The organism is Microlunatus elymi, from assembly GCF_007362775.1.
GTDB lineage: Bacteria > Actinomycetota > Actinomycetes > Propionibacteriales > Propionibacteriaceae > Microlunatus > Microlunatus elymi.
On sequence record NZ_CP041692.1, the window covers coordinates 3,247,265 to 3,265,337 of the forward strand.

Here is an 18,073-nt window from a genome sequence, read left to right on the forward strand (position 1 = left end):
CCTCACAGCTCAGACAGAAGTTCCCGCCGGCGACACCAAACCGGATCGGATTCCGGTTGCCAGCTCGGACACCACCGTACGAAGGCCGGTCAAGTCGTCCGGTCGGCCGGCCTCGTCGGCCTCGATCAGCCGGCTGACCAGGGCCGATCCGACGATCGCGGCGTCGGCGTAGGCGCTGATCTCGGCTGCCTGGGCGCCGGTGGAGACGCCGAGCCCGACGCCGATCCGGGCGCTCGGCACCGCGGTCCGGATCCGCTGCACCAGCGTCGGCGCGGCCGACGAAGTCTGCGCACGAGCACCGGTGACGCCCATCAGCGAGGTCGCATACACCCAGCCGCGGCAGGCGGCCAGGGTCTCGGCCAGCCGCCGGTCCGACGAACTCGGCGCCACCAGGAAGACCCGGTCCAGGCCGTGCGCGTCGGACGCGGCGAACCAGTCCTCGGCCTCGTCCGGGGTCAGGTCCGGCGTGATCAGGCCCGCGCCGCCGGCCGCCGCCAGGTCCCGGGCGAACGCGTCCGGACCGTAGCGCTCGACCAGATTCCAATAGATCATCACCACGGCGGCGGTGCCGGTCTCGGCCACCGCCTCGACCGCGGAGAACACGTCCCGGACCCGGACGCCGCGTTCCAGCGCACGGGTGGCGGCCTTCTGGATGGTCGGGCCGTCCATCACCGGATCGCTGTACGGCATGCCGATCTCGACCAGGTCGACGCCCTCGTACTCCTTCTCCCCCGACGGGCCGACGCCGCACAGGGCGCGCATCGCCGCCAGCGATCCGGGCACGCTCGGGTAGCCGACGGGCAGATAGCCGACCAGGGCGCCACGGCCATCGGCTTTCGCCGCGGAGAAGATCTTGCCGCTGATGCCTTCGTCGAATCGATCCTCGTGCGCGCTCACAGTTCGCTGCTCCCGGTCGCCTCGCCGTGGATGTCGGCGAACCATTTCATCGCGGTGTCCACGTCCTTGTCGCCGCGGCCGGACAGGCTGACCAGGATCAACGGCGCCTCGCCGCCCTCGGCAGTGTCGGCGCGAAGCCGGCGGCCAAGCTTGATCGCCCCGGCCAGCGCGTGTGCGGACTCGATCGCCGGGATGATGCCCTCGGTCTCGCTGAGCAGCCGGAAGGCGTCCATCGCCTCGGTGTCGGTGATCGGCTCGTAGTGGGCGCGGCCGGCCTGCGCCAGCCAGGCATGTTGCGGCCCGACGCCCGGATAGTCCAGCCCGGCCGAGATCGAGTGCGACTCCTTGGTCTGGCCGTCCTCGTCCTGGAGTACGAAGCTGCGGCTGCCGTGCAGCACGCCGAGCCCGCCGGCGGTGATGCTGGCCGCGTGCCGGCCGGTCTCCACGCCGTCGCCGCCGGCTTCGAACCCGTACAGGCCGACCTCCTCGTCGTCGATGAAGTCGGCGAAGATGCCGAGCGCGTTCGAGCCGCCGCCGACGCAGGCCGCGACCGCGTCCGGCAGCCGGCCGTATCGTTCCTGCAGCTGCGCCCTGGCCTCGGTGCTGATCACCCGCTGGAACTCGCGGACCACTTTCGGGAACGGATGCGGACCGGCCACGCTGCCGATCAGGTAGTGCGTGTTCTCGACCGTGGCGACCCAGTCCCGCAACGCGTCGTTCATCGCGTCCTTGAGGGTCTGGGTGCCGGACTCGACGGCGATCACCTCGGCGCCGAGCAGCTGCATCCGGGCCACGTTCAGGGCCTGTCGTTCGGTGTCGACCTTGCCCATGTAGACCCGGCAGTCCAGGCCGAGCAGTGCGGCGGCGGTGGCGGTGGCGACGCCGTGCTGGCCGGCGCCGGTCTCGGCGATCACTCGGGTCTTGCCCATCCGCTTGGTCAGCAGCGCCTGGCCGAGGACGTTGTTGATCTTGTGCGAGCCGGTGTGGTTGAGGTCCTCACGCTTCAGCACGATGGTGGCGTCCAGTTCGGCTGCCCTGGCGAAGCGGGGCGCCTCGGTGATCGGGGTCGGCCGGCCGGAGTAGTCCTTGCGCAGCGCATCGAGTTCGGCCCAGAACTCGGGATCCTTCAGCGCGTGCTCGAACTCGGCTTCGAGTTGATCAAGGGCGACGTACAGGGCCTCGGGCACGAACTTGCCGCCGAACGGGCCGAAGTGCCCGGTCTGATCGGGCAGCGCGGAGGCGCGGGTCGATGAGGTGGTAATGATCTTTTCCTTACCTGCAAGGGATTGACGGGGAGGACGAGGTCACGCGACGAGCCTCACCATCGACGCAGGAAGGAACCCGCAGCCGTCGTGATCACCGGTGCGTCCATGATCATCGATGGGCCAGCGCCGGGTGGGCACCGGCCGAGACCAGGTCGGCCACGCCCAGGCGCGGATCACGTCCGGTCACCAGGGCCTCGCCGACCAGCACCACGTCGGCACCGCTGCGGGCCAGCTCGATCACGTCATGCGGACCCTTCACCCCGGACTCGGCAACCTTGACGATGCCGTCGGGGATCCGCGGGGCCAGCCGGGCGAAGGTGCCCGGATCGACCTCGAGGGTCTGCAGGTTGCGGGCGTTCACGCCGATCAGCTTGGCGCCGGCGGCGACGGCCCGGTCGATCTCCTCTTCGGTGTGGGTTTCCACCAGCGGCGTCAGCCCGATCGACTCGGCCCGCTCGATCAGCGACACCAGCTCGAAGTCGCTCAGCGCGGCCACGATCAGCAGCGCGAGATCCGCGCCGTTGGCCCGGGCCTCGAACAGTTGGTACGCGGTGACGATGAAGTCCTTGCGGAGCACCGGGATGTCGACCGCCATCCGGACGTTGACCAGGTCCTCCAGGGATCCGCCGAACCGGCGCCGCTCGGTCAGCACCGAGATCGCCGCAGCGCCGCCGGAGGCGTACGCCGCCGCCAGCGCGGCCGGATCGGGGATGTCGGCCAGTGCGCCCTTGCTCGGGCTGGACCGCTTGACCTCGGCGATCACCGAGACGCCGGGCGCGCGGAACCGCGGCATCGGATCCAGCGCCGGGTCGACGTGCAGCACGCGCTCCTTCAGCCGGTCAAGGCTGACCGCGGCTTGGCGGTCGGCAAGGTCCTGCCGTACGCCGTCGACGATCGTGTCGAGAACGCCCATGACCGATTCCCACTCCCTCTTGGCGAACTGGCGCCGTAGCCGGGCCGACTACCGCTTCTTCTTCTCGTAGATCCCGAAACCCAGGGCCTGCATGATCAGACCCGCGGCGATGCCGATGACGCAGATCGCCCCGCCGATCACGAACAGCGCCCAGTTGGTCCGCATCACCAGGCCGATCGCGCCCACCAGGAAGCCCAGGAAGATGCAGATGGTCGCCGTCCACATCGCGCCGGTCTGACCGTGGTGCACATGCCGCATCGGCCGCGAGTCCAGCGGCTGCAGAGCCGGATTGGCGTGCCGCCCGGTCGACACCTCGGGCACCGTCGAGGTCTGCACCGTATCGGCCATCTCGTTCACCATCCTGACTCCTGCACCCCTGCAATCGGATTGTCCTCAGGGTCATTCTGGCCCAGCGACTCGCGGCGCACCAATCGGGGTCAGTTGCCCTGCTTCGAATCCGGCGGAAGGGTCGGATCCTCACCCGCATCGATCGACTTCCAGACGGCTCCTGCGTCGATCTCCGCGTCCGGATCGGCGGGCAACAGAGTCCGCTGCTGTGCGGCGGCGCGTTCGAATCGGGACGCCCGCTGCGGCCAACGACCGGCCCGCAGCAGCACGATCACCGCCCCGGCCAGCACCAGCAGGCAGCCGACCGCGTACGCGATGCTGCCGCCGACCAACTGCAGGTGATAGGAGTCGGCCAGGGTGTGTTTGCGCAGCTCGGTGAAGACCTCGGCGGAGTCCGGACGTTGCAGCGGCATGGTGATCACGCCGAGCAGAGCGATCAGGCCGACCAGCACCGCGACGATCCGCCGGCCGGTGGCCCGCAGCGCCAGCATCAGCAGGACGCCCGCCAGGATCGCCACCCCCAACGCCTGTGCCACCCCGCCGGTGATGTCGCTGCCGCTGAAGTGAACCAGCCCGTCGGCCGAGTACCACGGCACCGCGGCACCGGCGACCACCGCGATCGCGCCGATGATCAGCAGAGCGAAGGCGATGGTCCGGCTGCGTTCGGAGGTCACCGCGGCGAGCCCTCCTCCGAGCCGACCGGAGTGAAGGTTTCGGCGACCGAGATCGCCCGGATCACCGCGGCCGCCTTGTTCTGCGACTCCTGGTCCTCCAGCAGCGGGACCGAATCGGCGACGATCCCGCCGCCGGCCTGGACGTAGCCGATGCCGTTCCGCAGCACGGCGGTCCGGATGGCGATCGCCGCGTCGCCGTCGCCGGCGAAGTCGAGATAGCCGACCACACCTCCGTACAGGCCTCGGCGGGACACCTCGAGCTTGTCGATGATCTCCATCGCCCGCACCTTCGGCGCCCCGGACAGGGTGCCGGCCGGGAAGGCGGCCAAGATCACGTCCAGCGCGGATCGGCCGTCGGCGATCTCGCCGACCACGGTCGACTCCAGATGCATGATGTGGCTGTAACGCCGTACCTCGGCGAATTCGATCACCTCGACGCTGCCCGGCCGGCAGACCCGACCAAGATCATTCCGGCCAAGATCAACAAGCATCAGGTGCTCGGCACGTTCCTTCTCGTCGGAACGCAACTCTGATTCCAAAGCCTGATCTTCGCGGTCGTCGGCGCCGCGCGGTTTGGAGCCGGCGATCGGATGGGTCAGCGCGGTCCTGCCCTTCACGGTGACCAACGCTTCCGGGCTGGAGCCGACGATGTCGAAGCCGTCCATCCGCAGCAGATACATGTACGGGGACGGGTTGCTCAGCCGCAACACCCGGTAGACGTCCAGCGCATCGGCGGAGGTCTCCACCTCGAACCGCTGGCTGACCACGATCTGGAACGCCTCGCCGGCCTCGATCTCGGCCACCGCCGCCCGGACCGCGTCCTGGTACTCGTCGGGGGTCCGCTGCCGGCGGATCGGCAGCCGATGATCCTGGTCGGCGAGCACCGCGGTCGGCGGGGTCGGCCGGCCGAGCGCCCGGGTCATCGCCTGCACCCGCTCGACCGCGTCCGCGTACGCCTCGTCGACGCGTTCGTCGGTGTCGTCGTAGTTGATCGCGTTGGCGATCAGCCAGACCTCTCCGGTTTCATGATCGACAACGGCGACGTCGCTGGCCAGCATGAAGCCCAGCTCGGGGATGTGAAGATCGTCGTGGTTGGTGTCCGGCAGCACCTCGACCCGGCGGACCGCGTCGTAGGAGAGGTAGCCGACCATGCCGGACGTGAAGGACGGCAGGCCGTCGATCCGCGGCGTGTGCAGCCGCTCCAGGGTGGTTCGCAGTGCCTCAACCGGGTCGCCGCCGCTGGGCAGGCCGACCGGCGGGTTGCCGGTCCAGAACGCCTCGCCGTTGATTTCGCTCAGGGTGGCCACCGCGCGGACCCCGATGAAGGAGTAGCGGGCCCAGACGCCGTTGTGCTCGGCCGACTCCAGCAGATAACTGCCCGTCCGGCCGCCGGTCAACTTGAGATACAGCCCGACGGCGGTCTCCGCGTCGGCCAGCACGCGGCGATAGACCGGGACCACCCGCCGATCGGCCGCCAGCGTACGGAATTCGGCCAGGCTCGGCGTGATGTTGCACGCTCGTACGGCAGTGGAACCGACACTCATCGCTCGTCCCCGCTCAGCAGCACCCGGTCATCGAAGCAGGTCCGGGCACCGGTGTGGCAGGCAGGTCCGGTCTGATCGACCTTGACCAGCAGGGTGTCCCCGTCGCAGTCCAGCCGCACCTCGCGCACCGCCTGCCCGTGGCCGCTGGTCTCCCCCTTCACCCAGTAGGACTGCCGGCTGCGCGACCAGAAGGTGGTCCGGCCGGTGGTCAGGGTGCGGTGCAACGCGACGTCGTCCATCCAGCCGACCATCAGCACCTCACCGGTGTCGTACTGCTGGATCACCGCGGCGACCAGGCCGGCGGAGTCGCGCTTCAGTCGGGCGGCGATCGTCGGGTCGAGTTCACCCGCGGCCCGGGTGTCTTCGGCTGCATTCACGCCGACCATTCTCTCCCGGACGTTGATGGCGATGCGAACCGTGTCCAGAGTGACCGGGCGTATTCGTCTAGCATCTGCGGTTATGAGCTTTGCCAAGGACGAGCGCGCCAATTTGTGCGACCTGCTCTCCGAGGTCGGTCCCGATGCGCCGACCCTGTGCGGCGACTGGACCGCCCACGACCTGGCCGCACATCTGTGGATCCGGGAGACCGACCCGGTCGGCGCGCCGGGGATCCTGGCCAAACCGCTGGCCGGGCTGACCGAGCGGCGGATGGCCGAGGCGAAGTCCCGGTGGTCTTACGAGGAACTCGTCGATCGGGTCCGCAAGGGGCCGGCCCGATTCTCGGTGTTCGCACTGCCGGGGGTGGACGAGCCGGCGAACACCACCGAGTTCTTCGTCCATCACGAGGATGTACGGCGAGCCGGCGGGCAGCCGCTGGGGCCGCGTGATCTCGGCGAGGACGTCGAGGAGTGGATGTGGCGGCGGCTGAAGCTGCTCGGCCGCGCGTTCTTCCGCCGGGCCAAGGTCGGGGTGGTACTGGAACGGGTACCGGCGACGGTCGAACCGGGCAGCGATCCGGAAATCATCCGGGCCCAAGGCGGCAACCCGATCGTCACCGTGGTGGGCAAGCCGAGCGAGCTGGTGGTCTTCGCCAACGGCCGGACCCAGGTCGCCGACGTCAAGCTGGTCGGCGAGCAGGAGGCGATCGACGCGCTGCTGGACAGCGATCTGTCGGCCTGATTCACTTTCAGTTCGGCCTGATTCAGCCGTCGACCACGACCTGCAACTCGCCGATCCGCAGCATCCGGGTACGCGTCCCGGTGACCGCCTCGTCACCCTGCAGGACCGGGTTCTTGCCGTCGTCGACCCGGTAGTGAATCGACCATCGGGTGGTCATCGAGACCCGATAGTTGCCGGTCTTCTCGTACACGTGACCGCAGGTCGGTGATGGTGTCGCGGGTTTCATCCCGCGGTGCCACGGCGTACCCATCGAGGAACAGGCGAACGGCTTCCCGTCACCGGGATCGATACTCAAGCCGGTCGGCCGCAATGACAGCGAAACCGTCATGCCGGCCGCAGTCTTGGTGACCCGTTTGGCCTGCTGGTCGCCGCCGACTGCCCAGAACCACAACGGATAACCGACCGCGGAGTCCAGCGGCAGTCCCGTCACCTCACTGCGTACATGATGAACGGAATGGTCCGGCCCGACCCCCGGCGCCGGCGCATCGAACGTGAGCGAAGCCTTGACCTGTTGGTAAACCTGCTGTGGTGTCAGTCGCGGCTTCGCAGCCTTCTGTGCCCCGCCACCTTGGCCGAAGTCCCCGACCACGCAATCCGCGTTGTCGGCGCTGTAGATCACCTGGCAACCCGCGGCATCGAACAGCGCCTGCCCGGCAGCTATCTGCGCCTGCACATGCCCGCTCTGCAACGCCTTCGTAAGCTGCAGCCCCAACTCGTCCAAGGATGGACCCGTAGGTTGACTCTGGCCGTTGGCGACGGGGCCATGGTGGGTCCTGGAACTACCGGAGGTCTCAGCATTGCCGCTGTTGTTCGGAGGCGCCTGCTTCTGGTCCTTGTTGCCGGCGTCGGGCAGTGGGTCTTTCTCAGAACCATTCGTGCTGGTGGACTGATCAGCACTTGCCGTGACATGGCCGCCGGACACCAGGTTGTCTTTCATTACCTTCTGCGTGCCGGCCTCAGCTGCTGCCGGTCCCCACAGAACCAACAATCCTGTCGCCACCAAGGTCACAGCGACTCTGCCTATCCCCCGAACGTGCATGGCTCTCCCGTGCTCAACTGGTCGGCCGAGTAGACCCTCCAAGCCTCGGGCGTGGAACGGTCTTTCTTCCCCTCCGCCGCCCGCATATCTACTTTGCTGAGCTCCCAGTTCCCCGGTGACATCGCTTTTCCGTTGACCACCGAACGGAGCGCGCGTGCGTCCTCGCACGCCTCGAAGGTGATCACACTTGTGGGTGATTTGGGCGAGTGAAGCTCCGGACCGTTCGTTATCGTCAGCGCACCGCTAACCACGCGCGCATCCATCTCCTTGTTCTGTGTGAACGCGTTTCTCAACCATTCGTCCATGGGTCCGGCGGGATCTGTCATCGCCAGCAGCGAGTCTGGCGGCACACCAGTGGGCTTCTTCCGGCCCGCATCGATATAGGCGTTCTCGAAGTTGATGTATTGCTCCTGCGCCGCGGCGACCTGCGCCGCGCGACTCGAAGAGGGCGACTGCGACGGAGATGCCGATGGTGTCGGCGACGATGTGGCACGCGAGCTTTCGTGACCGGTCGACGGTGTCGGCGTCGGATCGCCGTCGGCGGTACCGCAGGCGGCCAGCGTGCACAGCATCAGCGCCGTACCGATCGCCGTTGCGAATGCTGCCCATCGTCTCGACATCCCGGTCGACCCCTTCGTCTGTGCTCAAACTGAGTGGGCAGTGATTCTAGACACGGATCGACCCCGAATCGGTTCTCCCTGTGGATAACTTCGCCGAAAACCGCGAAGAAATATCGATCGGCTGACCACAACGTGCTCGGCACCAGCAGAGTGTCGGACGGTGGCACAAGCCTGAATGCTCTCGCCGAGGCCGTCGGTGCTGCCTGACCATCGTCGGCTGGCGATCCGGGGCGGTAGCGCGCTCCGCCCGAGGTGACGCGAGATTGCGTTCGAGACCAGGTCAGCGTGATCCGCACCGAGTTGCCGGCCGGGTAGTCCAGCCGGCGGCGACATCTGAGCGCGGAGCGGTCGAACGACGGACCCGCCGACCGGCACGGCGTGCGCGGATAACTCAGAAATCAACACACTCGTTGGCCCGGACCGGTCAGATTGAGCGTGCGATCTCCACTGATCGCGCAACGAGAGTGTCGATTCCTGAGTTATCGCCGGGAGCGAGTGAGCGCGAGGATGCCTCGAGCGGATCTGGCCGGATCCACCGAGCAGATGGTGCTTGTGCGCACCACCCGCGCGCTGGACCGGAGGGCTTCGGAGCGTTGGGGCACGCTCGCGGTTCGACCAATGTCCGGGAACGCGCCAGCTCCGCTGATTCGTCGACTGCGGTCAGTTGATCACTCCGGTAGTGCGAAGTTCATCCCGGGCGGCGGCAGTCACACCGAGCTCGGCCAGGATGCTGTCGGTGTCGCCGCCTTGTTCCGACACCTGTCCCGGCTGGGTCGGGGTTGCCGAGAATCGCGGCACCGGTGCGGCCACCTCGATGTCATCGACCGCGACGAAGCTTCCTCGGACCTGGTTGTGCGGATGGTCCGGAGCCTCGGCCAAGGTCAGCACCGGCGCGACGCAGGCGTCGGTGCCGGCGAAGATCGACGCCCAATCGTCCCGGCTCCTGGTCGCGAAGCGATCACTGAGCCAGTCCGCGCAGTCGGCCCACTGGTCACGGTCGAACGGTGACGGAACTTGATCAACTTCGGCACCGAGGACAGCGATCAGCTCGGCCCAGAACTTCGGCTCCAATGCACCGACGGCGACGTAGCGATCGTCGGCCGTCCGATAGCAGCGGTAGTTCGGCGCGCCACCGTCGAGCAGGTTGCGTTCGCGTTCGTCCGTCCACGCCCCCTGTCCGAACAACTGGCGGGTCATCGTGGACAGGTAGGCAGCACCCTCAGTCATCGCCGCATCGATCACCTGCCCGGTGCCGGTTGTCCGCGCCTGCAACAACGCGGCCAGGACGCCGCTGACCAAGATCATCGCGCCGCCGCCGAAATCGGCCAGGTAGTTGGCCGGCGGCACCGGACGTCGATCGTGTTCGCCGATTCCGTGCAGCACACCGCTGACTGCCAGATAGGTGATGTCGTGTCCAGCATGCCGGCTCAACGGACCGTCCTGTCCCCAACCGGTCATCCGGCCGTAGACCAGGGCCGGGTTGCGTTCCAGCGCAACCTCCGGACCGATGCCGAGACGTTCGGCAACACCGGGACGAAAACCCTCGATCAGTACGTCGGCCCGCTCGGCCAAGCGCAGCGCCAGCTCAGCACCGGTCGACTGACGAAGATCAATTCCGATCGACCGCCGCCCCCGCTGCATCGGCCCGGGCGGCAGATCCAGACCGTCGCTGCTTCCCGGCAACCGGTCGATCTTGATCACCGACGCACCAAGATCAGCCAGCACCATCCCGGCGAACGGCACCGGCCCGACCGCCGGCAGTTCCAGAACTCGTACGCCGTCCAGCGGTCCGACCATGATCAGGATCTCCTGCTACCCCAACTTCTCCAAGATCAACTCGCGTACGCGGCCGGCGTCGGCCTGGCCCTTCATCTGCTTCATCACGGCACCGATCAACGCACCGGCGGCCTGCACCTTGCCCGATTTGATCTTGTCGGCGACATCCGGGTTGGCGGCGATCGCGGCGTCCACGGCCTCGCCCAGCGCACCGTCGTCGGAGACCACGGCCAGCCCGCGGGCGTTGACCACGTCGGCCGGCCCGCCCTCACCGGCCAGCACGTGCTCGATCACCTGCCGGGCCAGCTTGTCGTTGATCGTCCTCGCGTCGACCAGCCCCTGCAACTCGGCGACCTGAGCCGGCGTGATCGCGACCGCCTCCAGCTCGATACCGGTGTCGTTGGCGTGCCGGGACAACTCGCCCATCCACCACTTGCGCGCGGGCTGAGCAGAAGAGCCGGCCGCGACCGTGGCCTCGATCAGATCGAGCGCACCGGCGCTGACCACATCGCGCATCTCCAGCTCGGAGAAGCCCCACTCACCCGTCAATCGCTTGCGCCGCTGGGCCGGCGGCTCGGGCAGCGTCGTCCGCAACTCGTCCACCCACTCCCGGCTCGGCGCCACCGGTACCAGATCCGGCTCGGGGAAGTAGCGGTAGTCCTCGGCCTGTTCCTTGCTCCGGCCCGGGCTGGTGGTGCCGGTCTGCTCGTCGAAGTGCCGGGTCTCCTGATGCACCCGACCGCCGGACTGCAGGATCGAGCCCTGCCGAGTGATCTCGTACGTCAGCGCCCGCTCGACGCTGCGCAGCGAGTTCACGTTCTTGGTCTCGGTCCGCAGCCCGTACTCCTGCTGGCCGATCGGCCGCAGGCTGACGTTGGCGTCGCAGCGCAGCGATCCCTGCTCCATCCGCGCGTCGGACACGTCCAGCGCCTTCACCAGATCGCGCAGCATCGCCACATAGGCCCGCGCCACCCGAGGAGCCTTGGCGCCGGTGCCCTCGATCGGCTTCGTGACGATCTCGATCAGCGGCGTCCCAGCCCGGTTGTAGTCCATCAGCGAGTGGTCCGCACCCTGCAGCCGGCCGGTGGAACCGCCGACGTGCTTGGACTTGCCGGCGTCCTCCTCCATGTGCGCGCGCTCGATCTCGATCCGGTACGTCTCGCCGTCGACCTCGACCTCGGTCCATCCTTCGAAGGCGATCGGTTCGTCGTACTGGGAGATCTGGTAGTTCTTCGGCACGTCCGGGTAGAAGTAGTTCTTCCGGGCGAACCGGCACCATTCGGCGATCGAGCAGTTCAGCGCCAGCCCGATCCGGATCGCGGCCTCGACCGCCTTCTCGTTCACCACCGGCAACGAGCCCGGCAGACCGAGGCAGACCGGGCAGGTGTGGGTGTTCGGTGCGCCACCGAACTCGTTGGTGCAACCGCAGAACATTTTGGTCGCGGTGTTCAGTTCGACGTGCACCTCGAGCCCGAGGACCGGGTCGTAGCTGGCCAGGGCGTCGTCGTAGTTGATCACTTCGGCACTCATCGGGCCGCCACCTCCGTCGTTGCGAGCTCCGGCACACGGTCGAGCAGGTTGCCGCCCCACTGCGCGGTCAACGCCCGCTCCAGCGCGGCGCCGACCCGATACAGACGATCATCGGCCAGCGGCGGCGCGATCACCTGCAGCCCCACCGGCAGTCCGTCCTCGGGCGCCAGCCCGACCGGGAACGACGCACTGGCGTTACCGGCCAGGTTGGACGGGATGGTGCACAGGTCGTTCAGGTACATCGCCAACGGGTCGTCCACCTTCTCGCCGATCTTGAACGCGGTGGTCGGAGTCGTCGGCGAGACCAGTACGTCGACCTGCTCGTACGCGGTCTTGAAGTCGTTGATGATCAAGGTCCGGACCTTCTGCGCAGATGCGTAGTAGGCGTCGTAATACCCACTGGACAAGGCGTAGGTGCCGATCATGATCCGCCGCTTCACTTCGGCGCCGAAGCCGGCCCCGCGGGTCTTGTTCATGACTTCCTCGGCACTGGCCACGCCGTCGTCACCGACCCGAAGCCCGAACCGCATCGCGTCGAACTTCGCCAGATTGGACGAAGCCTCGCTGGGCAAGATCAAGTAGTAGGCCGGCATGGCGTAGCGGAAGTTCGGGCAGGACACGGGGACGACCTCGGCACCCAGCTGCTCGAGTTGATCAACGGCCTCGCGGAAACGCTGTTCGACACCGGGCGCGTACCCCTCGCCGGCGAGTTCCTTCACCACGCCGATCTTCATTCCGGCGACATCACCCGAGCGGGCGGCGCCGACCACATCGGGAACCGGTGCGTCGATCGAGGTCGAATCCATCCGGTCGTGGCCGGCGATCACCTGGTGCAGCAGGGCGGCGTCCAGCACCGTACGAGCGCACGGGCCGGGCTGATCCAGGCTGGAGGCCAACGCAACCACACCGAAGCGCGACGTGCCGCCGTAGGTCGGCTTGACGCCGACGGTTCCGGTGACCGCGGCCGGCTGCCGGATCGAGCCGCCGGTGTCGGTGCCGATCGCCAGCGGGGCTTCGAAGGCGGCCAGCGAAGCCGACGAGCCGCCGCCGGAGCCGCCCGGGATCCGGTCCAGGTCCCACGGGTTGTGGGTCGGCCCGTAGGCGGAGTTCTCGGTCGAACTGCCCATCGCGAACTCGTCCATGTTGGTCTTGCCCAAGATCACGATGCCGGCCTCGATCAGCCGCTGGGTGACGGTCGCGTTGTACGGCGGCAGCCAGCCTTCCAAGATCTTCGAACCGCAGGTGGTCGGTGCACCCTGATAGGTCAGCACGTCCTTCAACGCCAGCGGCACGCCGGCCAGCGGACCGACCTGCTCGCCCTTCTTGATCTTGGTGTCGACGGCGGCCGCCTGATCGAGCGCACGCTCGGAATCCACATGCAGGAAGGCGTGTACGGCCGGGTCGACGCTTTCGATCCGTTCCAGGTGCGCCTCGGTGACCGCCACCGCAGTGACCTCCTGGCGGGCGATCTTGGCCGCCAGCTCGGCGGCCGTGTTCTTGATCAACTCGTTCTTGATCATGCTTCCTCCCCCAGGATCCGCGGCACTCGGAAACGATCGTCCTCGGCGACCGGGGCGCCCTCGAGAGCCTCCTCGACGGCCAGCGACGGCCGGACCTGGTCCTGCCGGAAGACGTTCGTCAACGGCAGCGGATGAGAGGTCGGCTCGACGGCGGAGGCCGCGACCTCGCTCACCTGGGCGACGTGCTCGAGAATCTGATCCAGCTGTGGTGCCAGATGATCAAGTTCTTCAGGTGTCAACTCGATCCGGGCCAGCCGGCCGAGCGCGGCCACCTCGTCTGGGCTCAACGCCACGATCTCTCTCCTGCACAGTTTCACCGATGGGGCACGGCCATCCTAGGGCTCGGGATCGGCCGGCCCGCAGCGGATAGGTTGGGCCGGTGAGCGAATGGACCGCCGATGCCGTACGCCGCGCTGCCGCGGCCTGGGTGTGGCTACCGGACGGCTGCCAGCACGTCGATGCCGACTACCGGTTGATCGACTATCCGAGCTGGACGAGCGCCGGCTGCCAGGTTTCCGGTGTGGACTCCGACCGGCCGGCCGCGGAGATCATCGACGAGACGGTCGAGCAGGCACTGTCCTGGGGACGGGACAGACTCGGCTGGTGGATCACCGAGGAGACCCGGCCCGCGACCCTGGACGCCGAGTTGCTGGCCCGCGGCGCCGTTCACGAGGACACCGTCGACGTGCTCGCCGTCCGACTGACCGACGAGTTGCCCGATCTGGGGCCGATGCCGGGAATCAGCGTCGAGCGGGTCGAAACCCGGCAGCAGTATCTCGACGCCGACGCGGTGAACGTCGCGGTCTGGAATCACCAGCCCATCTCCGAGGAGCGACTGCAGGAGCAGGTGTATGCGGAGACCGACGGTGCGGACATCCGGGTGGTGGCCTATCTGGACGGTGAGCCGGTCGCCTCCGGCGGCTGCACCGTGGTGGACGGCGTCGGCCGGCTGTGGGGTGCCGCGACGATCGAATCGGCCCGCGGCCACGGCGCCTACCGGGCCGTGCTCGGACTCCGGATGCGCCTGGCCCGTCGGGCAGGTGCCGGCCTGGCTCTGGTCAAGGGGCGGGTCGACACCTCGGCGCCGATTCTCCAGCGGGTCGGATTCACCGACTACGGCCAGGAGCGGATCTTCTGGTTGCCGATCAGTCGGTGAGGTCGCGGATCACGAAGCCGGTCTTCAGTTTCGGGGTGAAGAAGGTCGATTTCGGCGGCATCAGCAGCCCCTCGCGCGCGGTCCGTTCGATCTCTGCCACGCTCACCGGCCGGATCAGGATGCCCGCGGCGGCGGCCCCGGATTCGACGGCGGACAGCACCTCGTCCACCCCGTGCTGATAGGAAACCTCGGCGTCGACGTCGGCGAAGGTGTGCTCCAGCCACAGCCCGTCCAGTCGGCGCATCCCGTCGAACGCGCCCGGCCGCGGCGTCAGTGCATACGCCCCGTCAGGGGTGATCAAGGTCAGGAATCCGTCCGCCTCCATCCGCGACAGCGTGTCCTGATCGGGCCGTCCGATCGGCACCAGTTCGAAGCACCGTGCCAACGCCGTACGAAGTTGATCAAGGTCGACGCCCCGGTAGAGCCGATGGATCGCGGCCACGCTGAGTTGATCTTCGACCAGTTCGCTGACGAAGGCCAACGTCGCCTCGGCCGCGGTGTCGCGCCGGCCGGTGCGGCTGCGTACCTCGTCGCGGTAGGTGCGCGCGACGCCGTAGCGGTGGTGACCGTCGGCGATCAGCACATCGTCGGCGGCGATGATCGCGGCGATCGCGGCGATCCGTTCCGGGTCGGTGATCCGCTCGATCACATGTTCGACCCCGTCCGGGAATTCGTCGTGATCATGAACGGCGGCAATCGGCTCGGCCGGTTCGACCAGCAACTCGGTCAGGCCACTGGACAGCGACAGCCCCCACACCGGCGACAGATTGGCCTGCGTCGCCCGGGTCAGGTCCAGCCGGTCGGTGGACGCCTTCGGCGTGGTGCGCTCGTGCGGGAGGACGCCGCCTTTCGAGTCCGGGGCGGTCCCCTCGTCCACGACCTCGAGACCACCCACCACCCCGGCGATGGAGCGCAGCGATCCGGTCGCGTCCCGGAACCGGAGCCGATAGATGGTCAACGTCGGCACCTCGTCGGCGACCAGCACACCGTCGGCGAGCCAACGGCGATACAGCTCACCGGCACGGGTGTAGCGGTCCGGCCCGACCGGCAGATCGAGGTGGGTGATGTTGTGCGGATGCCGCTCGCGATAGCCGGCAGCCTGGGCTTCGGACAGCACGTCGTACGGCGGAGCGATCAGCAACTCGTACGGATCGGTGTCGTACGGCTCGGCTGCGTACCGGACGGCACGGAACCCGGAGAAGCGTGGCACGAGACCGAGCCTACGGCGCCCGCCCGCTGGACACCGGAAGCCGTGCTGAGCGACGACCGATAACGTTCACAGACCCGGAACATGTTTCGGGTGGCTCGATCGAGCAGGTCTGCGAGAGGATGTTTTCGTGTTTCTGATGCGGGTGTCACTGCCGGACGTACCGGGTTCGCTCGGCGCCGTCGCGTCGACGATGGGCGCCGTCGGCGCCGACATCCTCGCGGTGGAAATCGTGGAGAAGCACGACGGCCTGGCGATCGACGACTTCGTCGTCGGACTGCCGCCGGACCGACTGCCCGACGCTCTGATCAGCTCCTGCCAGGGCCTGGACGGGGTCACCGTGGAGTGGATCTCCCGCTATCCGGAGGGCGGCGGGCTGCTGTCGGATCTGGAGGCCCTGGAGCGAATGACCAACGACCCGGACCATGCCGCGGAGACGCTGGTGTCCTCGGCGCCGGCGGTGTTCCGCTCGCAGTGGGCGGTGCTGGTCGAGGTCGGCTCCGACGGCGCGGCCAACGCCACCTACAGCACCCCGATGGCACCGGACCTGAACTCCGACCAGTTGGAGCGACTGGCGCCGTTCGACGAGACGCACCGACTGAGCCTGGACGGCGAGTGGCTGCCGGGCTACGACGACTCGGTCGTAGTGATCAGCCCGCTGGGCGACGACCACGCGATCGTGATCGGTCGGCTCGGCGGCCCCAGCTATCTGGACTCGGAGATCGCCCGGCTGCGGCACCTGGCTCGACTCGCCTCATAACCCCCGACTTGTCAGCGTGAGAAGGCGTTATGGCGCTTCCTGACGCTGACAACTCGGGTGGGTTCTACTGCGTAGGGCAGCCCAGGCCGAAGCCGTAGCAGCCGGTCATCATGTAGTAGACGTACCAACCGAGCAGGAAGATCGCCAGCATCACCACCGGCAGCGCGATCCCGACGTAGATCCGCATCCGCTTCTTCTGCTTGGTGGTGGGCACCTTCTCCGGCCCCCACTCCCCGATCTGCGGCTGCACCCGCGGCGGAGTCCTGCCGTTCAGGTTCAGGTTGGAGAAGGTGCGGTTCTTGAACCGCTTCCACGGGCCCGGCTTCTTCGGCTGATCGAAGCCCAGCGGCGCGGGCGTCGTCGGCTCACCCTGCGGCGGCGCCCACTGCTGGGCGGACGGCTGGCCGGGCTGGAGTTCGCTGCCGGGACTGGACACCCGGCAACTCTAGACGAGGGCCGAAAGCGTGCGTTGATCGCGCCACGCCGGACGCCGTCGTCGACGATGTCAGTGACCTCGGCTATCGTTCTTGCCCATCGGCGTGGCCCACGCCCAACCTCCGTGACCTGCCCCAGCGCGGGTCGACTTTCCTTGGAGGCAAAGGGATCCCCATATCTCGGGCCGCTGTCCTTGGTCTCTGCTTCGGACCGGTGTGTTGCTGGGGGACCCGGTCGAGGCGTGGAAGGCCAGATGACAGCGGGAAAGAAGTTCAAACAACGGGTACGAGCCCGGTCGGCCAAGACCGGCGAGTCCTACACCGCTGCCCTGCGGCACTTCCGTCGAGCATCAGGAGATGCCATGTCGGAGCAATACCTGTCCGAGCAGCACCCGTCGCAATCACCGTCCCTGCGACTGGCGGTCGCGCAGACCCGGCAACGCGAGGATCCTCGAGATCCGGACCTGCTGCGTGCCAGCGGCGCCGAGGTTCGAGAGTTGATCACTCGGGCGCGCAACGCCGGCGCCCGGCTGGTGCAATTTCCCGAGGGCGCGCTGTGTTTTCCCCACAAACGCGTGTTGTCCTCACGGCCCGATCGGGTCGGCCCGGCCGACTGGTCGGTCGTCGACTGGGACACCTACGCCGCCGAACTCGATGCCACGGCGCGGTTGGCCGGCCGGCTGGGCATCTGGGTCGCGCTGCCGGCGGCCCACCGGTTGTCGGCCGGTCACCGACCCCACAACAGCCTGTACGTGATCGATGATCATGGTCGGGTGCACACCCGTTACGACGAACGGTTCGGGTCGCAGACCAAGATCGACTTCATGTACACGCCGGGCACCGAGCCGGTCACGTTCGAGATCGACGGGCTGCGGATCGGTTGTGCCCTCGGCATCGAGGCGGTGCATCCGAAGAGCTTCACCGACTACGAAGCCGCCGGTTGCGCGTTGATCATCTTCTCCACCTCCGGCCAGGAGACCCCGGCGCCGCACCCGACGCCGTTCTATCGCAACCTCGCCGTCTACGCCGGAGTGAACGGCTGCTGGATCAGCATGGCCTCCACCCTGGCCGGGAACACCGCCATCTTCGGACCCGGCAATGTCACGCCGGTGCGAATCACCGACCATCCCGGGCCGGCCCTCGTGGTGGCCGAGGTGGACCACCGCACCGACAGCAAGCCCTGGCTGGATCGGCTGCGGTCCGGCGCCTACGACGCCAAGATGATCACCGACGACGACCGCAGCCTGCAGCGGACGTCGTTCTGATCCACC

The 18,073-nt window shown here is 67.9% G+C and carries 19 protein-coding genes; 4 read left to right on the forward strand and 15 right to left on the reverse strand.

From position 1 onward, the window contains the following. Window positions 1-9: 9 nt before the first annotated feature. The 7 genes from trpA to hisI all read right to left on the reverse strand — a co-directional run bounded on the left by trpA (window position 10) and on the right by hisI (window position 6,018). Window positions 10-897, reverse strand: coding sequence for a tryptophan synthase subunit alpha (gene trpA / locus FOE78_RS14520; RefSeq protein ID WP_228265835.1), 888 nt, complete (start codon window positions 895-897; stop codon window positions 10-12). Further along, a complete protein-coding gene (gene trpB / locus FOE78_RS14525; RefSeq protein WP_143986934.1) occupies window positions 894-2,159 on the reverse strand; it encodes a tryptophan synthase subunit beta in 1,266 nt (421 codons plus the stop codon). Before trpB ends, trpA begins: the two co-directional genes overlap by 4 nt. Window positions 2,160-2,271: 112 nt before the next feature. Beyond that, a complete protein-coding gene (trpC, locus tag FOE78_RS14530; protein ID WP_143986935.1) occupies window positions 2,272-3,075 on the reverse strand; it encodes an indole-3-glycerol phosphate synthase TrpC in 804 nt (267 codons plus the stop codon). 48 nt (window positions 3,076-3,123) lie between these two features. Continuing rightward, complete coding sequence (locus tag FOE78_RS14535; RefSeq protein ID WP_143986936.1) at window positions 3,124-3,435, reverse strand: HGxxPAAW family protein; 312 nt, start codon at window positions 3,433-3,435, stop codon at window positions 3,124-3,126. 77 nt (window positions 3,436-3,512) lie between these two features. Next, window positions 3,513-4,097 carry a Trp biosynthesis-associated membrane protein gene (locus tag FOE78_RS14540; protein ID WP_143986937.1) on the reverse strand — a complete coding sequence of 195 codons (585 nt, stop codon included), beginning with the start codon at window positions 4,095-4,097 and terminating at the stop codon, window positions 3,513-3,515. After that, the gene (locus FOE78_RS14545; RefSeq protein WP_143986938.1) at window positions 4,094-5,641 is read right to left on the reverse strand and encodes an anthranilate synthase component I; all 1,548 of its coding nucleotides are present in this window, start codon (window positions 5,639-5,641) and stop codon (window positions 4,094-4,096) included. Before FOE78_RS14545 ends, FOE78_RS14540 begins: the two co-directional genes overlap by 4 nt. Beyond that, on the reverse strand, window positions 5,638-6,018 hold the full coding sequence (gene hisI, locus FOE78_RS14550) for a phosphoribosyl-AMP cyclohydrolase (protein ID WP_228265836.1): 381 nt from the start codon (window positions 6,016-6,018) through the stop codon (window positions 5,638-5,640). The genes FOE78_RS14545 and hisI overlap by 4 nt, the downstream gene beginning before the upstream one ends. Window positions 6,019-6,100: 82 nt before the next feature. Between hisI and FOE78_RS14555 the strand changes: the two genes are divergently transcribed. After that, on the forward strand, window positions 6,101-6,760 hold the full coding sequence (locus FOE78_RS14555) for a TIGR03085 family metal-binding protein (protein ID WP_210414594.1): 660 nt from the start codon (window positions 6,101-6,103) through the stop codon (window positions 6,758-6,760). Window positions 6,761-6,782: 22 nt separating this feature from the next. On the opposite strand, the gene FOE78_RS14560 is transcribed toward FOE78_RS14555, so the two are convergent. The 6 genes from FOE78_RS14560 to gatC form a co-directional block, all read right to left on the reverse strand. After that, on the reverse strand, window positions 6,783-7,481 hold the full coding sequence (locus tag FOE78_RS14560) for a hypothetical protein (RefSeq protein WP_143986941.1): 699 nt from the start codon (window positions 7,479-7,481) through the stop codon (window positions 6,783-6,785). Between the two features lie 299 nt (window positions 7,482-7,780). Continuing rightward, window positions 7,781-8,419, reverse strand: coding sequence for a hypothetical protein (locus FOE78_RS14565; RefSeq protein ID WP_143986942.1), 639 nt, complete (start codon window positions 8,417-8,419; stop codon window positions 7,781-7,783). 660 nt (window positions 8,420-9,079) lie between these two features. Beyond that, window positions 9,080-10,216 (reverse strand): CaiB/BaiF CoA transferase family protein, encoded by a 1,137-nt coding sequence (locus FOE78_RS14570; RefSeq protein ID WP_143986943.1) that lies wholly within the window; start codon window positions 10,214-10,216, stop codon window positions 9,080-9,082. Between the two features lie 15 nt (window positions 10,217-10,231). Continuing rightward, window positions 10,232-11,725 (reverse strand): Asp-tRNA(Asn)/Glu-tRNA(Gln) amidotransferase subunit GatB, encoded by a 1,494-nt coding sequence (gene gatB / locus FOE78_RS14575; RefSeq protein WP_143986944.1) that lies wholly within the window; start codon window positions 11,723-11,725, stop codon window positions 10,232-10,234. Further along, complete coding sequence (gene gatA, locus FOE78_RS14580; RefSeq protein WP_143986945.1) at window positions 11,722-13,245, reverse strand: Asp-tRNA(Asn)/Glu-tRNA(Gln) amidotransferase subunit GatA; 1,524 nt, start codon at window positions 13,243-13,245, stop codon at window positions 11,722-11,724. The genes gatB and gatA overlap by 4 nt, the downstream gene beginning before the upstream one ends. Next, complete coding sequence (gatC, locus tag FOE78_RS14585; protein WP_143988809.1) at window positions 13,242-13,541, reverse strand: Asp-tRNA(Asn)/Glu-tRNA(Gln) amidotransferase subunit GatC; 300 nt, start codon at window positions 13,539-13,541, stop codon at window positions 13,242-13,244. The genes gatA and gatC overlap by 4 nt, the downstream gene beginning before the upstream one ends. An 83-nt stretch (window positions 13,542-13,624) precedes the next feature. Here gatC and FOE78_RS14590 point away from each other — a divergent pair, with 83 nt between their 5' ends. Continuing rightward, window positions 13,625-14,401: a hypothetical protein gene (locus FOE78_RS14590; protein WP_143986946.1), complete on the forward strand. Its 777-nt coding sequence runs from the start codon at window positions 13,625-13,627 to the stop codon at window positions 14,399-14,401. Here the strand turns inward: FOE78_RS14590 and FOE78_RS14595 are convergent. Next, entirely contained in the window at window positions 14,391-15,611 is a 1,221-nt protein-coding gene (locus tag FOE78_RS14595; RefSeq protein ID WP_143986947.1) for a DUF1015 family protein, read from the reverse strand. The two genes, FOE78_RS14590 and FOE78_RS14595, sit on opposite strands and share 11 nt — an antisense overlap. 136 nt (window positions 15,612-15,747) lie before the next feature. Here FOE78_RS14595 and FOE78_RS14600 point away from each other — a divergent pair, with 136 nt between their 5' ends. Next, window positions 15,748-16,368 (forward strand): ACT domain-containing protein, encoded by a 621-nt coding sequence (locus FOE78_RS14600; protein ID WP_228266217.1) that lies wholly within the window; start codon window positions 15,748-15,750, stop codon window positions 16,366-16,368. A 64-nt stretch (window positions 16,369-16,432) separates the two neighbouring features. Here FOE78_RS14600 and FOE78_RS14605 read toward each other — a convergent pair whose 3' ends face one another. Further along, on the reverse strand, window positions 16,433-16,804 hold the full coding sequence (locus tag FOE78_RS14605; RefSeq protein ID WP_228265837.1) for a hypothetical protein: 372 nt from the start codon (window positions 16,802-16,804) through the stop codon (window positions 16,433-16,435). Window positions 16,805-17,056: 252 nt separating this feature from the next. Here FOE78_RS14605 and FOE78_RS14610 point away from each other — a divergent pair, with 252 nt between their 5' ends. Then, window positions 17,057-18,067 carry a carbon-nitrogen hydrolase family protein gene (locus FOE78_RS14610; RefSeq protein WP_143986949.1) on the forward strand — a complete coding sequence of 337 codons (1,011 nt, stop codon included), beginning with the start codon at window positions 17,057-17,059 and terminating at the stop codon, window positions 18,065-18,067. Window positions 18,068-18,073: the final 6 nt, after the last annotated feature.